10 protein-coding genes are annotated in these 17044 nt (G+C 65.9%); 5 read left to right on the top strand and 5 right to left on the bottom strand.

What is annotated here, in order from left to right; translation table 11 throughout:
* Window positions 1-35 precede the first annotated feature (35 nt).
* The 3 genes from fdhF to ACZ1A1_RS23215 all read left to right on the top strand — a co-directional run bounded on the left by fdhF (window position 36) and on the right by ACZ1A1_RS23215 (window position 4137).
* Window positions 36-2915, top strand: coding sequence for a formate dehydrogenase subunit alpha (gene fdhF / locus ACZ1A1_RS23225; protein ID WP_463621773.1), 2880 nt, complete (start codon window positions 36-38; stop codon window positions 2913-2915).
* A gap of 8 nt (window positions 2916-2923) precedes the next feature.
* Window positions 2924-3754, top strand: a complete 831-nt coding sequence (gene fdhD, locus ACZ1A1_RS23220; protein ID WP_463621772.1) for a formate dehydrogenase accessory sulfurtransferase FdhD — start codon at window positions 2924-2926, stop codon at window positions 3752-3754.
* A 110-nt stretch (window positions 3755-3864) separates the two neighbouring features.
* Window positions 3865-4137, top strand: a complete 273-nt coding sequence (locus ACZ1A1_RS23215) for a formate dehydrogenase subunit delta (protein ID WP_463621771.1) — start codon at window positions 3865-3867, stop codon at window positions 4135-4137.
* Between the two features lie 43 nt (window positions 4138-4180).
* On the opposite strand, the gene ACZ1A1_RS23210 is transcribed toward ACZ1A1_RS23215, so the two are convergent.
* The 5 genes from ACZ1A1_RS23210 to ACZ1A1_RS23190 all read right to left on the bottom strand — a co-directional run bounded on the left by ACZ1A1_RS23210 (window position 4181) and on the right by ACZ1A1_RS23190 (window position 13633).
* On the bottom strand, window positions 4181-5944 hold the full coding sequence (locus ACZ1A1_RS23210; protein WP_463621770.1) for a methyl-accepting chemotaxis protein: 1764 nt from the start codon (window positions 5942-5944) through the stop codon (window positions 4181-4183).
* A gap of 397 nt (window positions 5945-6341) precedes the next feature.
* Complete coding sequence (locus ACZ1A1_RS23205) at window positions 6342-6818, bottom strand: chemotaxis protein CheW (protein WP_313196269.1); 477 nt, start codon at window positions 6816-6818, stop codon at window positions 6342-6344.
* 94 nt (window positions 6819-6912) lie between these two features.
* Window positions 6913-11085, bottom strand: coding sequence for a translocation/assembly module TamB domain-containing protein (locus tag ACZ1A1_RS23200; RefSeq protein WP_463621769.1), 4173 nt, complete (start codon window positions 11083-11085; stop codon window positions 6913-6915).
* Window positions 11086-11187: 102 nt separating this feature from the next.
* On the bottom strand, window positions 11188-13110 hold the full coding sequence (locus ACZ1A1_RS23195) for an autotransporter assembly complex protein TamA (protein ID WP_463621768.1): 1923 nt from the start codon (window positions 13108-13110) through the stop codon (window positions 11188-11190).
* Between the two features lie 256 nt (window positions 13111-13366).
* Complete coding sequence (locus ACZ1A1_RS23190; RefSeq protein WP_463621767.1) at window positions 13367-13633, bottom strand: YMGG-like glycine zipper-containing protein; 267 nt, start codon at window positions 13631-13633, stop codon at window positions 13367-13369.
* A gap of 455 nt (window positions 13634-14088) precedes the next feature.
* Between ACZ1A1_RS23190 and ACZ1A1_RS23185 the strand changes: the two genes are divergently transcribed.
* Complete coding sequence (locus ACZ1A1_RS23185; RefSeq protein WP_463621766.1) at window positions 14089-14580, top strand: (2Fe-2S)-binding protein; 492 nt, start codon at window positions 14089-14091, stop codon at window positions 14578-14580.
* A 107-nt stretch (window positions 14581-14687) separates the two neighbouring features.
* A complete protein-coding gene (locus tag ACZ1A1_RS23180) occupies window positions 14688-17036 on the top strand; it encodes a xanthine dehydrogenase family protein molybdopterin-binding subunit (RefSeq protein ID WP_463621765.1) in 2349 nt (782 codons plus the stop codon).
* The last annotated feature ends 8 nt before the right edge of the window (window positions 17037-17044 follow it).

Genomic DNA, 17044 nt, shown 5'->3' with positions numbered 1-17044 from the left:
CGCTAGAAGCGGTGCAGAATTGTCCGGAGGTTCCCATGCCCCTCGTTCCAGAAATCGACTACGGCACCCCCGCCTCCCGTTCGGAGAAGATGGTGACGCTCACCATCGACGGCAGCGAGATCACCGTTCCCGAGGGCACCTCCATCATGCGCGCCTCGATGGAGGCCGGCATAAAGGTGCCGAAGCTCTGCGCCACCGACATGATCGACGCCTTCGGCTCCTGCCGCCTCTGTCTCGTCGAGATCGAGGGCCGCAACGGCACCCCCGCCTCCTGCACCACGCCCGTCGCGCCCGGCCTTGTCGTCCACACGCAGACGAGCCGCCTCAAGCAGATCCGCAAGGGCGTGATGGAGCTCTACATCTCCGACCACCCGCTCGACTGCCTGACCTGCGCGGCGAACGGCGACTGCGAATTGCAGGACATGGCCGGCGCCGTCGGCCTTCGCGACGTGCGCTACGGCTATGAGGGCGACAACCACGTCAAGGCTCGCAACAACGGCGAGGCGAACGCCCGCTGGATGCCGAAGGACGAATCGAACCCCTATTTCACCTACGACCCCTCCAAGTGCATCGTCTGCTCGCGCTGCGTGCGCGCCTGCGAGGAAGTGCAGGGCACCTTCGCGCTCACCATCGAGGGCCGCGGCTTCGACAGCCGCGTCTCGCCCGGCATGCACGAGCATTTCCTCGATTCCGAATGCGTCTCCTGCGGCGCCTGCGTGCAGGCCTGCCCGACCGCGACGCTGACGGAAAAGTCGGTGATCGAGATCGGCCAGCCGGAACATTCCGTCGTCACCACCTGCGCCTATTGCGGCGTCGGCTGCTCCTTCAAGGCGGAGATGCGCGGCGAGGAGTTGGTGCGCATGGTGCCGTGGAAGGACGGGCAGGCCAACCGCGGCCATTCCTGCGTCAAGGGCCGCTTCGCCTATGGCTACTCGACCCACCGCGAGCGCATCCTGAACCCGATGATCCGCGAGAAGATCTCCGATCCGTGGCGGGAAGTGACCTGGGAAGGGGCCTATGCCCATGTGGCATCGGAATTCCGCCGCATCCAGTACCAGTACGGCCGCGATTCCATCGGCGGCATCACCTCCTCGCGCTGCACCAACGAGGAGACCTACCTCGTCCAGAAGCTGATCCGCGCCGGCTTCGGCAACAACAATGTCGATACCTGCGCCCGCGTCTGCCATTCGCCGACCGGCTACGGCCTCGGCCAGGCCTTCGGCACCTCCGCCGGCACGCAGGATTTCGACAGCGTCGAGCACACGGATGTCGTGATGATCATCGGCGCCAACCCGACCGACGCCCACCCCGTCTTCGGCTCGCGCCTCAAGAAGCGCCTGCGCCAGGGGGCGAAGCTCATCGTCGTCGACCCGCGCCGCATCGACCTCGTCTCCTCGCCGCACGTCAAGGCGTCCTATCACCTGCCGCTTCGGCCCGGCACGAACGTTGCCGTCGTCACCGCGCTCGCCCATGTCATCGTGACGGAAGGCCTCTACGACGAGAGATTCATCCGCGAACGCTGCGACTGGTCGGAATTCGAGGACTGGGCCGCCTTCGTCGCCGAGCCGCGCCACAGCCCGGAAGAGACCGAGGCCCTGACCGGCGTGCCGGCCGAGACGCTGCGCGGCGCCGCCCGCCTCTTCGCCACCGGCGGCAACGGCTCGATCTATTACGGCCTCGGCGTCACCGAGCACAGCCAGGGCTCGACCACCGTCATGGCCATCGCCAACCTCGCCATGGCGACAGGCAATATCGGCCGCAAGGGCGTCGGCGTGAACCCGCTGCGCGGCCAGAACAACGTGCAGGGCTCCTGCGACATGGGCTCCTTCCCGCACGAATTGCCGGGCTACCGCCACATCTCGGACGACGCCACCCGCGACGTCTTCGAGAAGATGTGGGGCGTGAAGCTCAACAACGAGCCGGGCCTTCGCATCAACAACATGCTCGACGCCGCCGTCGAAGGCACCTTCATGGGCCTCTACATCCAGGGCGAGGACATCCTCCAGTCCGACCCGGACACGCGGCATGTCTCCGCCGGCCTTGCCGCCATGGAATGCGTCGTCGTGCAGGACCTCTTCCTCAACGAGACGGCGAACTACGCCCATGTCTTCCTACCCGGCTCGACCTTCCTGGAAAAGGACGGCACCTTCACCAATGCCGAGCGCCGCATCAATCGCGTTCGCCGCGTCATGACGCCGAAGAACGGCTATGCCGACTGGGAGGTCACGCAGAACCTCGCCAAGGCCATGGGCCTCGACTGGCACTACACGCACCCCTCCGAGATCATGGACGAGATCGCCGCGACGACGCCGAGCTTCGCCCTCGTCTCCTACGACTATCTCGACAAGATCGGCTCGGTGCAGTGGCCCTGCAACGAGCAGCATCCGCTCGGCTCGCCGATCATGCACACAGATGGCTTCGTGCGCGGCAAAGGTAAGTTCATACGAACGGAATATGTCGCGACCGACGAGAAGACCGGCCCGCGCTTCCCGCTGCTGCTCACCACCGGCCGCATCCTCAGCCAGTACAACGTCGGCGCACAGACAAGGCGCACCGACAATGTCGTCTGGCACGAGGAGGACCGGCTGGAGATCCACCCGCACGACGCTGACAACCGCGGCATCCGCGACGGCGACTGGGTGCGCCTGACGAGCCGCGCCGGCGAGACCACGCTGCGCGCTCTCGTCACCGACCGCGTCGCGACGGGCGTCGTCTACACGACCTTCCATCATCCCGGCACGCAGGCCAACGTCATCACCACGGATTTCTCCGACTGGGCGACGAACTGCCCGGAATACAAGGTGACCGCTGTGCAGATCTCACCCTCCAACGGCCCGTCCGACTGGCAGGTCGAATATGACGAGCTGTCGAAGCGCTCGCGCCGCATCGCCGGCAAGCTGGAGGCAGCAGAATAGGAACGCCCGTGCCCGGTTTCCCCACCACGACCAAGGTCTCCGAGACCGCCCGCCGCAGCGGGCGGCTGACGGCGGGCGAGCGCATCGTCCCCGAGGAAACGCCCGTCGCCTTCTCCTATGCCGGCTCGACCCATGCCGTGATGATGGCAACGCCCGCCGACCTTACGGATTTCGCCGTCGGCTTCAGCCTGACGGAAGGTATCATCGCCGATCCGGCCGAGATCGAAACCGTCGAAGCGGTGGCGGAAGACAAGGGCATCGACCTCCAGATCCGCCTTGCGGATGCGCAGAACGACGCCCTGACCGCCCGCCGCCGCCATATGGCCGGGCCGGTCGGCTGCGGCCTGTGCGGTATCGAATCCATCGAGCAGGCCGTGCGCGTGACACCCTCCGTTCGTTCGTCATCTCTTACATTGAGTGAGGAGGACGTGGTCGAGGCGGTTCGCCTGCTGAACGGCCAGCAGCCGCTGCACATGACGACGCGCGCCGTGCATGGCGCCGGCTTCTACGTGCCGGGCAGGGGCCTCGTCGCCGTGCGCGAGGATGTCGGCCGGCACAATGCGCTCGACAAGCTGGTCGGGGCCGCAAGGCGCGCGGGCCATGCGGGAGACGCGGGCGCGGTGGTCGTGACGAGCCGCGTCTCGGTGGAGATGGTGCAGAAGACGGCGGTCATCGGCAGCCCCTTCATCATTGCCATTTCCGCGCCGACCGCGCTTGCCATCCGCACGGCGGAAGAGGCGGGCATGACGCTGATCGCGCTGGTGCGCGGCGACGAATTCGAGATTTTCACCGGCGCGGAGCGCGTCGCCGACGCCGCCCGCCGGTCGGGTAGAGGTTAGAGCATTTCCGCTTTCCTCGAATCGCGAAAACGCTCCAACTCTTTGTTTTAACGCAATTCCGGACGCAAAACCGCTTCGCACTTTTGCTGGAATTGCTCTTGGAGGCAGGCATGTCGGACGACAACAAGATCATCAGGATGGCAAACCAGATCGCCATCTTCTTCCACTCCCAGCCTGCGGATGAACGGCCGGGCGGCGTCGCCACCCACATCAACAAGTTCTGGGAGCCCCGCATGCGCCGGCAGCTCTTCGACCTTGTCGACAATCACGGCGGCGAAGGACTTGATCGCCTCGTTCTAGAGGCCGTGCCGCTGATTCACCGTCCCGTGCCCCAGGCGGATGCGCCGGCCGGCCTTGCCGGCAGCCCCCCGGCCGTCACCTGATCCTCAACGGCCGGCATGCCTGCCAGCCGTTGGAACAGTCCGCTCAGAACTCTTCCCAGCTCTCCGCCACCGCCGCCGAGCCGCGCGATGACCGCATGCTGCGCGCCGCGGCATGAAGCTGCGCGACATGGGCGGGCACCGCCGTGTACTGGACGGGCGGCACGCTGCCGGCAAGGCGGAAGCGCCGGATGAGGGCATGCAGCGCATCGGCCTCGCGGGCCATCGCGTGGCTCGCCGCTGTGCTTTCCTCCACCATCGCCGCATTCTGCTGCGTCGCCTGATCCATCGCGTTGACCGACTGGTTGATCTCGCGAAGGCCGGTCGACTGCTCGCGCGAGGCCTCCACGATGGCCGCGACGTTGGCATGGACCTCCTGCACCTGGGCAAGGATTTCCTGCAAGGCCCGCCCGGTCTCGTCGACGAGGGCGACGCCGCTCTTCACCTGCTCGCCGGAGGTGGTGATCAGCGCCTTGATGTCCTTGGCCGCGCTTGCCGAGCGTTGCGCGAGCTCGCGCACCTCCTGCGCCACGACGGCGAAGCCCTTGCCGGCCTCGCCCGCCCGCGCCGCCTCGACCCCGGCATTGAGGGCGAGCAGATTGGTCTGGAAGGCGATGTCGTCGATCACGCCGATGATGTTGGAGATCTCGCGCGACGACTGCTCGATCTGCCCCATGGCGTCGATCGCCTTCTTCACCACCGTACCGGATTTTTCCGCCCCCACCTTCGTCCTGGAAACGAGCGTGCCGGCCTCGTCCGCCCGCCGGCTCGAATCGGCGACCGTCGTGGTGATCTCGTCGAGGGCGGCGGCCGTCTCCTCGACGGAGGCCGCCTGCTGTTCGGTGCGCTTGGCAAGATCGTCCGCCGCCGAGCGGATTTCCTGCGCGCCGGAGGCGATCGCATTGGCATTGGTCTCGACCGTCCGCATCGCCTCGTGCAGGCCGGCGACGGCCTCGTTGAAATCCTTGCGGACGATTTCCATCGAGGGCACGAAGGCGGTCGAAAGCTCCTGCGTGAGGTCGCCCTCGGCCAGCGCCTTCAGCGCCCCGCCGAGCGCGTTGATCGCCGACATGCGCTCCGTCACGTCGGTCGCGAATTTCACGACCTTGTAGATACGGCCGTTGAGGTCCCGGATGGGATTGTATGCGGCCTGGATCCAGATTTCCTTGCCGCCCTTGCCGTAGCGCACGAATTCGTTGGAGATGAACCGGCCCTCGGCCAGGCTCTTCCAGAATTCCGCATAGTCCGGCGTCTGCGCATAGGCGGGATCGCAGAAGATGCGGTGATGCTTGCCGCGGATCTCGGAAAGGTCGTAGCCGAGCGCCGCGCAGAAATTCTCGTTGGCATGCAGGATTTCGCCCGCCGGCGTGAACTCGATCACCGCCTGGGAGCGCGAGATCGCATCGAGCTTGCTGGCATCCTCCGACGCCTGCTTCTTCGCCTCGGTGATGTCGCTGGCGAACTTCACCACCTTGTAGGGCTTGCCGCCACGCAAGACCGGATTGTAGGTCGCCTGGATCCAGATCTCACCGCCATCCTTGCGCAGGCGCTTGTAGCTGTTGGAATCGTATTCCCCGCGGCCGAGCCGCGCCCAGAACTGCCGGTAGTCCTCGCTTGCCGTATAGGCGGCATCGCAGAAGATGCGGTGGTGCTTGCCGACGATTTCCTTCAGTTCGTAGCCGAGCGCGCGGCAGAAGTTTTCGTTGGCTTCGAGAATGGTGCCGTCGAGGTCGAAATGGATCACGGCCTGCGAACGCGACAGCGCGTCGATGATGCGGGCCGCATCCGTAGACTTTGCAAATGAAAGCATGGCCTGTCCCTTTGTGCGACAGCCACGCTCTCAGTGCTGGACGACGTGGCGGCCGTCGATTGTTGTCATATGGAGCGGCCGCCTCGGCGGCTCACTATTAGGGTTCACGAATTCAATCTTCGCGGGAATGGCCCTGCCCGCAACCCAATGCGCATCTGCAATCAAAGATAGAAGAACATGTTTAAAAATTGATGAAAGGCAAACGGTGAAATCTGGGCGCGCCCGAATAACAGGGGCTTGCGGGAAATCCCGGTTTTCCAAGCCTGACGCTACGGGAAGAGGCGCGCAGCCTGTCCACACCAGACTTATCGCAAAGGTTGTATTTTATCCAAGGCAAGAAAAAACCGCCCTGCTTGCGCGGGGCGGTTTCGGCTTTTCGAAAGATGATGCGGTTCGCTCAGGCGGCCATGTCTTCCATGTCGCGTTCCTTGAACATGCGCGCCAGGTTCAGGAAGCAGATCATGCCGTTCTCATGGGCGATGATGCCTTCCGCATAGGCCTTGTCGAAGGATGTCGTCACTTCCGGCACCGGCTGGATCTGCTCGCTGCGGATCGTCAGGATGTCCGACACGCGGTCGACCACGAGGCCGACGACCATGTTGTGGACTTCGGCGACCACGATGGCGCTGCGTTCGTTGGCTTCCGTGCTCTTCATGCCGAGCTTGTGCGCGAGATCGATGATCGGGATCACCGTGCCGCGCAGGTTCATCACGCCGATGACGTCCGGCGGCGAATGCGGGATCGGCGTGGACGGCGCCCAGCCGCGGATTTCGCGGATCGTGGTCGTCTTCACGCAGAATTCCTGATCGTGCAGGCGGAATGCGATGATTTCGAGCGTGTCGCCGGCAAAGCCGGCCGTCTTGATGGAGGTCATCGAGGATCTTCCCAGTTGGTCTGCGTCTCCCGGCGATCCTATGCACGCTCTGGTTAAAATCTTTCAAACGCGTCGCGGATTGCCACGCGCGGCATCAATATTCCTTCTCGTAGAAGATGCCCGCGCCCGCGCTGCCGGCGCTGCCGGCCTCGCCGCGCAGCTTCAGCCCGCGCCCGACATCGAGGTTGATCACGGCCTTCGCTCCGTTCGTCTCCGGGTCCTGCTTCAGCTCGATATAGGTCCGCTCGTTGAGATATTTGCCGGCCGACACCGCCGCCCGGCCCTCGGCATCCGTCGTGATGTCGAGGTCGTCGACGCCGAGCTTGCTGCGCAGGCTGTCGAGCAGGCCGGTGGAGTTGCCGCCGGCAAGCTGGCTGGCCGCCGAGGCAAGCTGCGCGATCTGCACCGCCGAAAGGTTCGACATGGAGCGGTTGAAGATGAGCTGCGCCAGGATTTCATCCTGCGGCAGCGAGGGCGAGGAGGCGAAGGTCACCGTCGGGTTGCTGGCAAGGCCCGCGACGGTCACGGTGATTTCCGTCGTGCCGGCCGTGCTGGAGGCGACGAGATCGACCGTCGGCACCAGACCGCCCGCAAAGCCGATATGGGCGCTGGTGAAGTCGAGGCGGCGCGTCAGGATCTCCATGCGCCCGCGCTCCAGCTCGAAACCGCCCGAAACGACCGGCGAGGCGGACGTGCCGGTGATCTTCAGATTGCCGCCCATCTCGGCATTGATGCCGCGGCCGCGCACGAAGAGCTGGCCCGGCGATTCGATGGTGAGGTCGAGCGCGATGCCGCGCGAGGCGCCGCTGGAGCCCTGCTGGCGCTGGACGTCCGCGGTCATGCGCTTGACGTCCGCCGGCGCGTTGCGGTGCTTGATGTCGATTTCCGAAAGCGATGCCGGCAGCTTCTGCGGAATGGTGATGTTCGCCTTGTTGATGCGCACCTTGCCGGCAAGCGCCAGGTCCGCGACGGGGCCCTTCAGCGTCAGGTCGCCGGCAACGTTCGCGTTCACCAGCGTGCCGTCGACATAGACGATGTCGCCGAGCTTGATCGCCACGTCGACGGGAAAGCCGCTCGCAGGATCGATCCCCACCGTGCCGCTCGCCGAAAGCTGCCCGCCGCTCGCCAGCTTGCCGGAGACGGTCTCGATCACCGCCTGGCGCCCGTTCATGTTGACGCGGATCGTGAGGTTCTCGACGGCAAGGTTGCGGCGCACGTCGACGAGGCGCGCCCCGCTCGCCGTTATGCTGCCGGTGACGGAAGGCGCCGCCGCCGTGCCGCCGATGGTAAGGTCGACATTGGCATTGCCCGTCAGCACGAAGCCCTGCGCCGAAAGCTGGCCCTGCAGGATGCCGAACGGCACCGTGCCGTTGAACTTCAGCCCGAGCGGCGTCGCCCCGCCGATACCGACCGTGCCGCCGCCGCGGAAGGAAAGCCCGCCATCGCCGGAAAGAACCGTGTCGAGGCGCACCTGGTTGTTGGCGAATTCACCCTTGGCATTGATGTCGAGCGCGCCGATGCCGGCACCGCGCGTCTGGCTCGTCACCGCGCCCTTCCAGTCGAGCGCATAGTTGACGACGGGAGCCGCCGCCTTGCCCTTCACCGTCACCGTGCCGCCGATCGCGCCGTCCGCATCGAGCCCGGCGGCGAAATTGTTGACGAGCGCGGCCGGCAGGGCATTGAGCCGCAGCGACAGGTCGAGCGTCTCGCCCGCCTTGCCGGAAACGGCAACCGAACCGCTGCCCGCCTGGATGGTGAGCCCGTCGAGCGTCGCGACGCCATCGGTCACGCCGATCGTCGTCGGCTTGGCGAGCTTGACGGCAATGCGGCGCGGCGCGGCCTCGAAGGCCTGCAGGGCAATATCGAGCCCGCCCTCCCGCTGCAGCACCTTGCCCCTGGTGAGGAGCGGCGCACCGTCGAGGCGGCCGGTCAGATCGAAATTCGTCGCCTGTCCCTCACGGGTGAAGGCAAGCTTCAGCGCCTCCAGCTTGTTCTCGCCCGAGGCGACCTGCTCGGCGCGCACCGTGCCGGTGATCGCCGCCGTCGCAAGGTCGGTGATGGAAAGGTCGACGGCGGGCTTTGTAATGCTCACGGCATCGCGGCGGATCGAGGCGCCGGACGCCTGCACGGTGGCCGAGGTCTTGCCGTTGCCCGTCGCGATCTCGACCTGTCCGGACAGGTCGCCCGCCGCCTGCTGGCCGGCCATGGCGGCAAGCAGGCCGAGATCGGGGAAATCGAAGCGGATCGTGCCGTCGGGCATGAAGTTCGGCGCCAGCGCCAGCGAACCCTTCAGCGTGTTCGGGCCGATCTCGGCCTCCAGAACCGGCACGGAGATGCGCCCGCCCTCCGAGGTGATGCTGGAACGCACGTTGATCGCCTGCCCGTCGAGCGCGCCGGTCGCCGTCAGTTCGCCGGAGGGACTGTCGGCAACCGCCTTGCCCTTGAGCGTCACCACGAGGTCGCTGAGCGTTCGGCCGGAAAGCGTCGCTCCGCTGGAGGTGATCTTCGCGGAAACGTCGGGCCCGGCAAGGGGCCCCGTCGCGGAAAGCTCGAACGCGGCCTCGCCCGCCGCATCCGCCAGCAGCTTGCCGAGATTCAGCACCTTGCCGGTGAGCGCGGCCTCCACATTGCCCCTGGCGAACGAGACATCGCCCGCCGTCTCCAGCGTGCCGGACTTCACCGTCAGGCCGGAAACCTGAAGCCCGCCATCGCTAGCGAGCCGAACCCGGCCCTCCATCGCGATCGTCGTGTCGAATTTGCCGGCAAGGGCCGGCGGCAGCACGGCCGGCAGGGCGAAGAGACGGAAATTGACGTCCGCCTCGCGGCTTTCCAGCCCGTAGCGGCCGGAAAGCGTGCCGCCGATGCTGGCGCTTTCGAGCGTCGCCGGATCGAAGGCGATCTCGCCGGGCGAGACATTCAGTGTCGCGGTGAGTTTCGCAGGCCCCTTCACCATCCGGTCGACATCAGGATTGGCGAAGACCATGGCGCCGGTTTCGAGCGTCACGTCGATGCGGCCGGACTGGTTCGCCACATCGAAGGCCTCGCTTCGGGCGGCAAGGCGGATATCCTGGATGCGCCCGGCGGGCAGCTCGGCGGCGGCGATGGTCGCATTGGCCTCGAGCCTTGCCGCGCTCGCCTCGCCGGTCAGCGAAAGGTCGGCGTCGTGGATCACCACCTGGGCGTCGCCATCGGCGAGCGGCCAGCGGAAATCGATGGGACCGTCCTTGCCGGAAAGCTTGACGTCGAGGTCGTTGCTGCCCTTGGCGCTCAGCGTGCCAGAGGCGGCAAGCGTCATCGCGCCCGTCGAGATCGCGCCCTTTTCGATACGCAGCATGTCCGAGCCGTCGAAGGCGGCGACCACGTCGATGCCGGTCTCGCCGGCAAAGAGCGGACGAAGCTGCGGCGGCATCAGGGCATCGAACGTGCCGCCGCCATTGAGCGCGATGTTGTGCAGGCCGCCCTGCGCGAGATCATGGCGGCCGTCAACCCGCAGCATTTCCGTGCCGTCGAGCGCGGCGGAAAGCCGTCCCTTCCATTGCGAGAGCGGGCCGTCGCCCGTCAGGCGGATCGCCACGGCCGGCTCGTCCGGCAGCTTGAGCAGCCCCGCCAGGATGCCGCCCTTCGGCTCGGCGACATCGGCTTCGAGCCGCAATTCGTTGGCCGCCGGATTGAAGACGATATCCGCCGCGATGCGCGCATCGGGCCGCGCCTTTTCGGAGGCCGAAAGCTTGATCGCCACGCTGTCCGCCGTCGCATCGCCCCGTCCCGACACGACGATGCGCTGGCCGCGGCCGGCAACGGTTCCCGAAACGAAGAGCTCGGGAATGGCGAGCGAATCCACATGCACCTCGACCGGCAGGCTGAACGGCTTGCTTTCCGTGGTTTCCGCATCGGCCTTCGCTTCCGGCAGGCGGAGCAGCGACACCGACGAAGCGGAAACCCGCGATGCATCGAAGCTGAAGAACAGGAGCTGCAGCGGCGACCAATCGACGGCAAGGTCCCGGATTTCCGCGTAGGTCCCCTTCTCGTCGCCGAGCGTGATCGTGCCGGCCCGCAGCTTGCCCGTCAGGAGGCCCGAGGGCTCGCTGATCGAGACGACCTGCCCGTTCGCCGCCGCGATCTTCTGCGCATAGGAAACCGCCAGGCGCGCGCCGGTGTCCGAAAACCCGACGAAGCCCAGCAGCGCGATGGCGAGCACGACGAGGACGGCAAGGCCGTAGCCGACATAGCGGAGCGTTGCGCGGAGAATTCGGGAAAGCCTGTTCATGCTTCATCCATTTCGCGTGCGGGGAGCGCGGAATCGCTCCTCAACGTCTAGAATCCCAATCGCGCATGCGATCAAGAGCCTAGATGAAAATTGGGGCGACAGTCAGAAGGACTGGCCGATGCCGGCATAGACCCCGAAGGAGGTTCCGCCGGGATATTTCTTCAGCGGCACCGCGACATCGAGGCGGAGCGGCCCGAACGGCGTCGCATAGCGCAGGCCGAGGCCGGCGCCGGCCCGTATATCCTTGAAATCCGGGACCTCGTCGGTCGAGACCGTGCCCGCATCGATGAAGGGCACCAGGCCGATCGTCTCGGTGATCCCGATGCGGACTTCCGCCGACGCCGCCATGTAGGAACGCCCGCCGAGGAGCTGGTTCGCCCCGTTGCGCGGCGAGATCTCCTGGTAGCCGTAGCCGCGCACCGTGCCGCCGCCGCCGAGATAGAAGCGGCGCGTCGCCGGAATGTCGGAAAGCTGGTCGCCGCCGATGATGGTGCCACCCGCAAGCTTGCCCGCGAGCACGAAGCGATCCTCCGCGCCGAGCGCCTTGTAACCGGTGATCGCGCCTTCGAAGCTGGAGAAGAACGTGCCGCGCTGCGTCTCGTAGCTCGGCTTCGCGTTGATCAGGAAGCGGTAGCCTTCCGTCGGGTTCAGCTTGTCGTCGCGGGTGTCGCGCACATATTCGATCGGGATGCTCGCCGTCAGGTACTTGTTCTTGCCGAACGCATCCTCGACATCGGCCCAGCTCAGCTCGGCGCCCGCACTCACCGTGTCCTTGTCGGAAAGCTCGACGCTGACGCCCGCGGCCGCCGTGGTGGTGAACGCCTTGTAGGCATCCGGGTCAACGATCGAGGCCTTGAGGCTGGCATTGAACGTCGAGGCCGGGCCGAAAGCGCCGGGCTTGGAGAAGAGGATGGCGGTCGAATAGTCGAGATCGCCGATATCCGATTCCCCGATCCGGTTGACCGACCCTTCGATGCGCAGCGATTCGGCCTGGCCGAAGAGGTTGCGATGCCCCCAGTATCCCTGCAGGCCGAAGCCGTCCGTGTTCGAATATTGCGCGCCGACGCCGAAATAGCGGTGCTTGCCCTCGGAGACCTCGATGGTCATCGGCAGCGAACCGTCGGGCGCGAGCTTGGAGGCCTCGCGGATCGTCACGCTGGAAAAGACGCCGAGCGCGCGCAGCCGCTCCGACGCCTTGGTCAGCGCTTCCGGCGAATAGGGCTGGCCGGCATTGATGCGCGAATAGCGCTGCACGAAATCGGGATCAACGGTCTTGGTGCCGTTGACGCCGACCTCGCCGACGGGCGCGACCGGCCCGCCCTCGGCGGCGATCACCACGTCGACGGTCTGCGTCTTGTGGTCGGCGGTGGCGTTGCGCTCGGTCAGCCTGGCCAGCGGCCGGCCTTCCGCCTTGAGATCGACGACGACCTTCTCGCCGGCCTTGAGGATGATGGTGGAATCGGCGCGCGCACCGGGCACCAGCCCGTAATCGGCCGGATTGCGCCCCTCGGCATCGCCCGAAAAGGCTACCTCGCCGAAGGTGAAGACCGGGCCGGGCTCCACGCTGATCGTCACCGGGATCGCGCCGCGATGGTTGAATTCCGGATTGGGCGGCAGGGAATCGAGGTCCTGCCCGTTGACCGTCACGTTCACCACGCCGCCATAGCGGCCGTTCTCGTAGAGCGCGGCAAGGATGCGATCGCGGTCGTCACGCGCCTTGATGACGAGGCCGAGGTCGCCGGAGACCGGTTTGCCCTCGTCCTGCTTCAGATAGGCGGCATTCTCGACGGCCTTCTTGAGGTCGCCGTCCTCCGTGCCCGGATCGAGCGTCAGCGAATAGTCGACGGGATCGATGACCTCGGTAGTGTCCTTCTCCTTCTCGAAGAACTTCATGCCGAAGAGTTCGAAGGCAAGGGCCGGATTCGCGGTCAGCGGACCACAGGCAAGCGCCGCGGCGACCGCGAGGGCGGTGCCAGCCTTCAGAAACGCAAAACTCTTTTCCGGCCGGTTCACTTTATCCCGCATCCGCAGCTATCCGTCGCCTTTCTCCTTAAGGTGCGGTGAGCGAATGGCTTCCGACACGGACTTCAGGCGCTCCGATCCATCCGGAGCTCTCAGGCAGGAAAAGACCCTAACGTGTTAGGTTTTCCGTAATGTTAACGGCGGTTTTACACGCAGGCGCGCGATATTTGAAGCACCGAAGGCGATTTTATGCCGACGGCGGGCAAGCAAAAGCCCCGGAGGACATCCGGGGCTTCGCATAGGTTGCAGCCGTGGGCGATCAATAATAGTCGCGCGGGCAACGGTCGATATAACGGCGGCCGTGGCGGTCGCGGTAGTAGCACTGACCGGGCTGATCGGCGACGCTGCCGATCACGGCGCCGGAAACGCCGCCGATGGCGGCACCGACAGCCGCACCACGGACGTTACCGGTGACGGCACCGCCGATGATCGCGCCGGACACGGCGCCGATACCCGCACCCTTTTCCGTCTGCGTGCAGCTGGCAACGGCCATGCCGACCAGAACGAGCGCAATGACTTTCTTCATGAACCTTCTCCAAAGTTGAACGGCAGCCCGGTTTTCCGGGTCCACCCTGTCCCCTTCTACTCAGCAACATACCGGGGCCGTCCGCGACGGTCAGGTCTGTCCGACGATGAAAATATCGCCTGAAATAGGGAAGTCCATGGTTGGAAAGTATTTTTTTACGGCGCGAATAAACAGCGTTTCCGCTTCGTTTTGACTCGCCCGCCATGCGGCCGCTCACGAGAAATTTCATCCGCCGCCGAAAGTACCGGTTGATCGCCGGGTCAAAACGTCAAATGATATGACTGTTGGGGTGCACCGGGGAGGAGGAATTCCCGTCGCACCCGCAGTGCCGGAACAGATGCATGCAAGGACAATGCTGGCGTCATTAGATCCCGGGCCCGCGTCGTGAGGACGCCCGCTGCATGTCACGTCGGATCGAACGGCCCAGCGGTGCATGAACCGCCAGGGAGGAACGAATGGCGAAAGTGGCAATGACCGTCAACGGCAGGAAGGTGAGCAGGGAGTGCGAGGACCGCACCCTGCTCGTGCATTTCCTGCGCGACCAGCTCAGTCTAACCGGAACCCATGTCGGCTGCGACACGTCCCAGTGCGGGGCCTGCGTGGTGCACATGGACGGCAAGGCCGTGAAGAGCTGTTCCATCCTTGCGGCCCAGGCCGCCGGCTCCGAAATCCTCACCATCGAGGGCCTTGCGGCCAATGGCGAGCTGCATCCCGTGCAGGCCGCCTTCAAGGCCAATCACGGCCTGCAATGCGGCTTCTGTACGCCCGGAATGGTGATGACCGCCGTCGACATGATCAACCGCCATGGCGGAAAGCTCGACGAGCAGACGGTGCGCGAGAATCTCGAAGGCAATATCTGTCGATGCACCGGCTACCACAACATCGTGAAGGCCATCCTCGCCGCTGCGGAAGAAATGAGCGCGGCGGGCCGGCAGGCTGCGGAATAGGCGTCAGGCAACAGGCAGTAGCCGATAGGCGGCCAGTTGCGCGACGGTGAAATCCCGAACGCCCGTTGGCCGGCGCCTGCTGCCTCACTTCTCTGGAGGAGATGAAGATGGGTGTCGAAGGCATCGGCGCGCGCGTCGCGCGAAAGGAAGACAAGCGGTTCCTCATGGGCCAGGGGCGCTACACGGACGACATGTCCGTGCCGGGCATGCGCTACGCCGCATTCGTGCGCTCGCCCCACGCGCATGCGAGGATCAGGAGCATCGACACGTCGGCGGCTGAGGACATGCCGGGCGTCATCGCCGTGCTCAACGGCAGGCAGATGCTCGACGACGGCATCGGCAACCTGATCTGCGGCTGGATGATCCATTCCAAGGACGGCACGCCCATGAAGATGGGCGCCTGGCGGCCCCTCGCCCATGACACGGTGCGCTATGTCGGCGACGCCGTCGCCGTGGTGGTCGCCGACAGCCTCGGCGAGGCGCGCGACACGGCCGAGGCCGTTATCGTCGACTACGAGGTCCTGCCCGCCGTCACCGACGCGGTGAAGGCGCTGGAGCCCGGCCGGCCGCAGCTCCACCCGGAAGCTCCCGGCAACCTCATCTTTGACTGGGAGATCGGCGACAGCGCCGCGACGGATGCAGCCATCGCCGCCGCCGTCCATGTCACCGAGATGAAGATCGTCAACAACCGCCTCGCGCCCAACGCGATGGAGCCGCGCGCCGCGCTCGGCATCTACGATTCCGCCGAGGACCACTACACCTGCTACACGACGAGCCAGAACCCGCATGTCGCGCGCCTCGTCATGAGCGCCTTCTACAATGTCGCGCCGGAAAACAAGTTGCGCGTCATCGCCCCCGATGTCGGCGGCGGCTTCGGCTCGAAGATCTTCATCTATCCCGAGGAGATCGTTTGCCTGTGGGCCTCGAAGCGGGCCGGCGTTCCGGTGAAATGGACGGCGGACCGCACCGAGGCGTTCCTCACCGACGCCCATGGCCGCGATCACGTCTCGACCGTCAAGATGGCCTTCGACGCCGACAACCGCATCACGGGGCTCAAGGTCGACACCGTCGCCAATTTCGGCGCCTACATGTCGCTTTTCTCCTCCTCGGTGCCAACCTATCTCTACGCCACGCTGCTCTCCGGCCAATATGCGATCCCGGCCATCCACGCCAATGTGCGGGCCGTCTACACCAACACCGTCGCCGTCGACGCCTATCGCGGCGCCGGCCGGCCGGAGGCGACGTATCTGCTGGAACGCACGATGGAGACCGCGGCGCGCGAGCTCGGCGTCTCGCCGGCCGAGCTTCGCCGCATCAACTTCATCCGCTCCTTCCCGCACCAGACGCCTGTGATCATGAACTACGACGCCGGCGACTACGAAGCCTCGCTGGAGGCGGCCATGGCGGCCGCCGACTGGAACGGCTTCCCCGCCCGCAAGGCGGAGGCCGCGAGCCGCGGCATGAAGCGCGGCATCGGCATGAGCTGCTATATCGAGGCCTGCGGCATCGCGCCGTCGGCGGCGGTCGGCTCGCTCGGCGCGGGCGTCGGCCTGTGGGAATCGGCGGAAGTGCGCGTCAACGCCGTCGGCACGATCGAAGTGCTGACCGGCTCGCACAGCCACGGCCAGGGCCACGAGACGACCTTCGCCCAGCTCGTCGCCGACCGCTTCGGCGTGCCGATCGACAGCGTCTCCATCGTGCATGGCGACACCGACAAGGTGCAGATGGGCATGGGCACCTACGGCTCGCGCTCCGGCGCGGTCGGCATGTCCGCCGTCGTCAAGGCGCTCGACAAGGTCGAGGCCAAGGCCAAGAAGATCGCGGCGCACCTGATGGAAGCCGACGAGAGCGACATCGTCGTCGAGAACGGCGCGCTGAAGGTCGCCGGCACCGACAAGTCGGTGCCCTGGTTCCAGATGGCGCTCGCCGCCTACACCGCGCACAACCTGCCCTCCGGCATGGAGCCGGGCCTCAAGGAAGGCGCCTTCTACGACCCGGCCAACTTCACCTTCCCGGCCGGCTGCTACATCTGCGAGGTCGAGGTCGACCCGGAAACGGGCAAGACGAAGATCGTCCAGTTCGTCGCCGCCGACGACTTCGGCAACATCATCAACCCGATGATCGTCGAGGGGCAGGTGCATGGCGGCATCGCGCAGGGCATCGGCCAGGCGCTGCTGGAGGGCGTGCACTACGACCCGGAAACCGGCCAGCTCCTGACGGCGAGCTACATGGACTACACCATGGCGCGCGCCGACGACCTGCCCTCCTTCCAGGTCTCGCACCAGGTCACGCCCTGCCCGAACAATCCGCTCGGCATCAAGGGCTGCGGCGAGGCGGGCGCCATCGGCTCGCCGCCGGCGCTGATGAACGCCATCACCGACGCCATCGGCAACAATGACCTCACCATGCCCGCGACGCCCCAGAAGGTCTGGGCGGCGCTGGCGGCAAGCAACTGACGGGAGGA

This window comes from Shinella sp. R2-11 (genome assembly GCF_055330205.1).
This window is presented reverse-complemented; position numbering and strand designations above follow the sequence as displayed.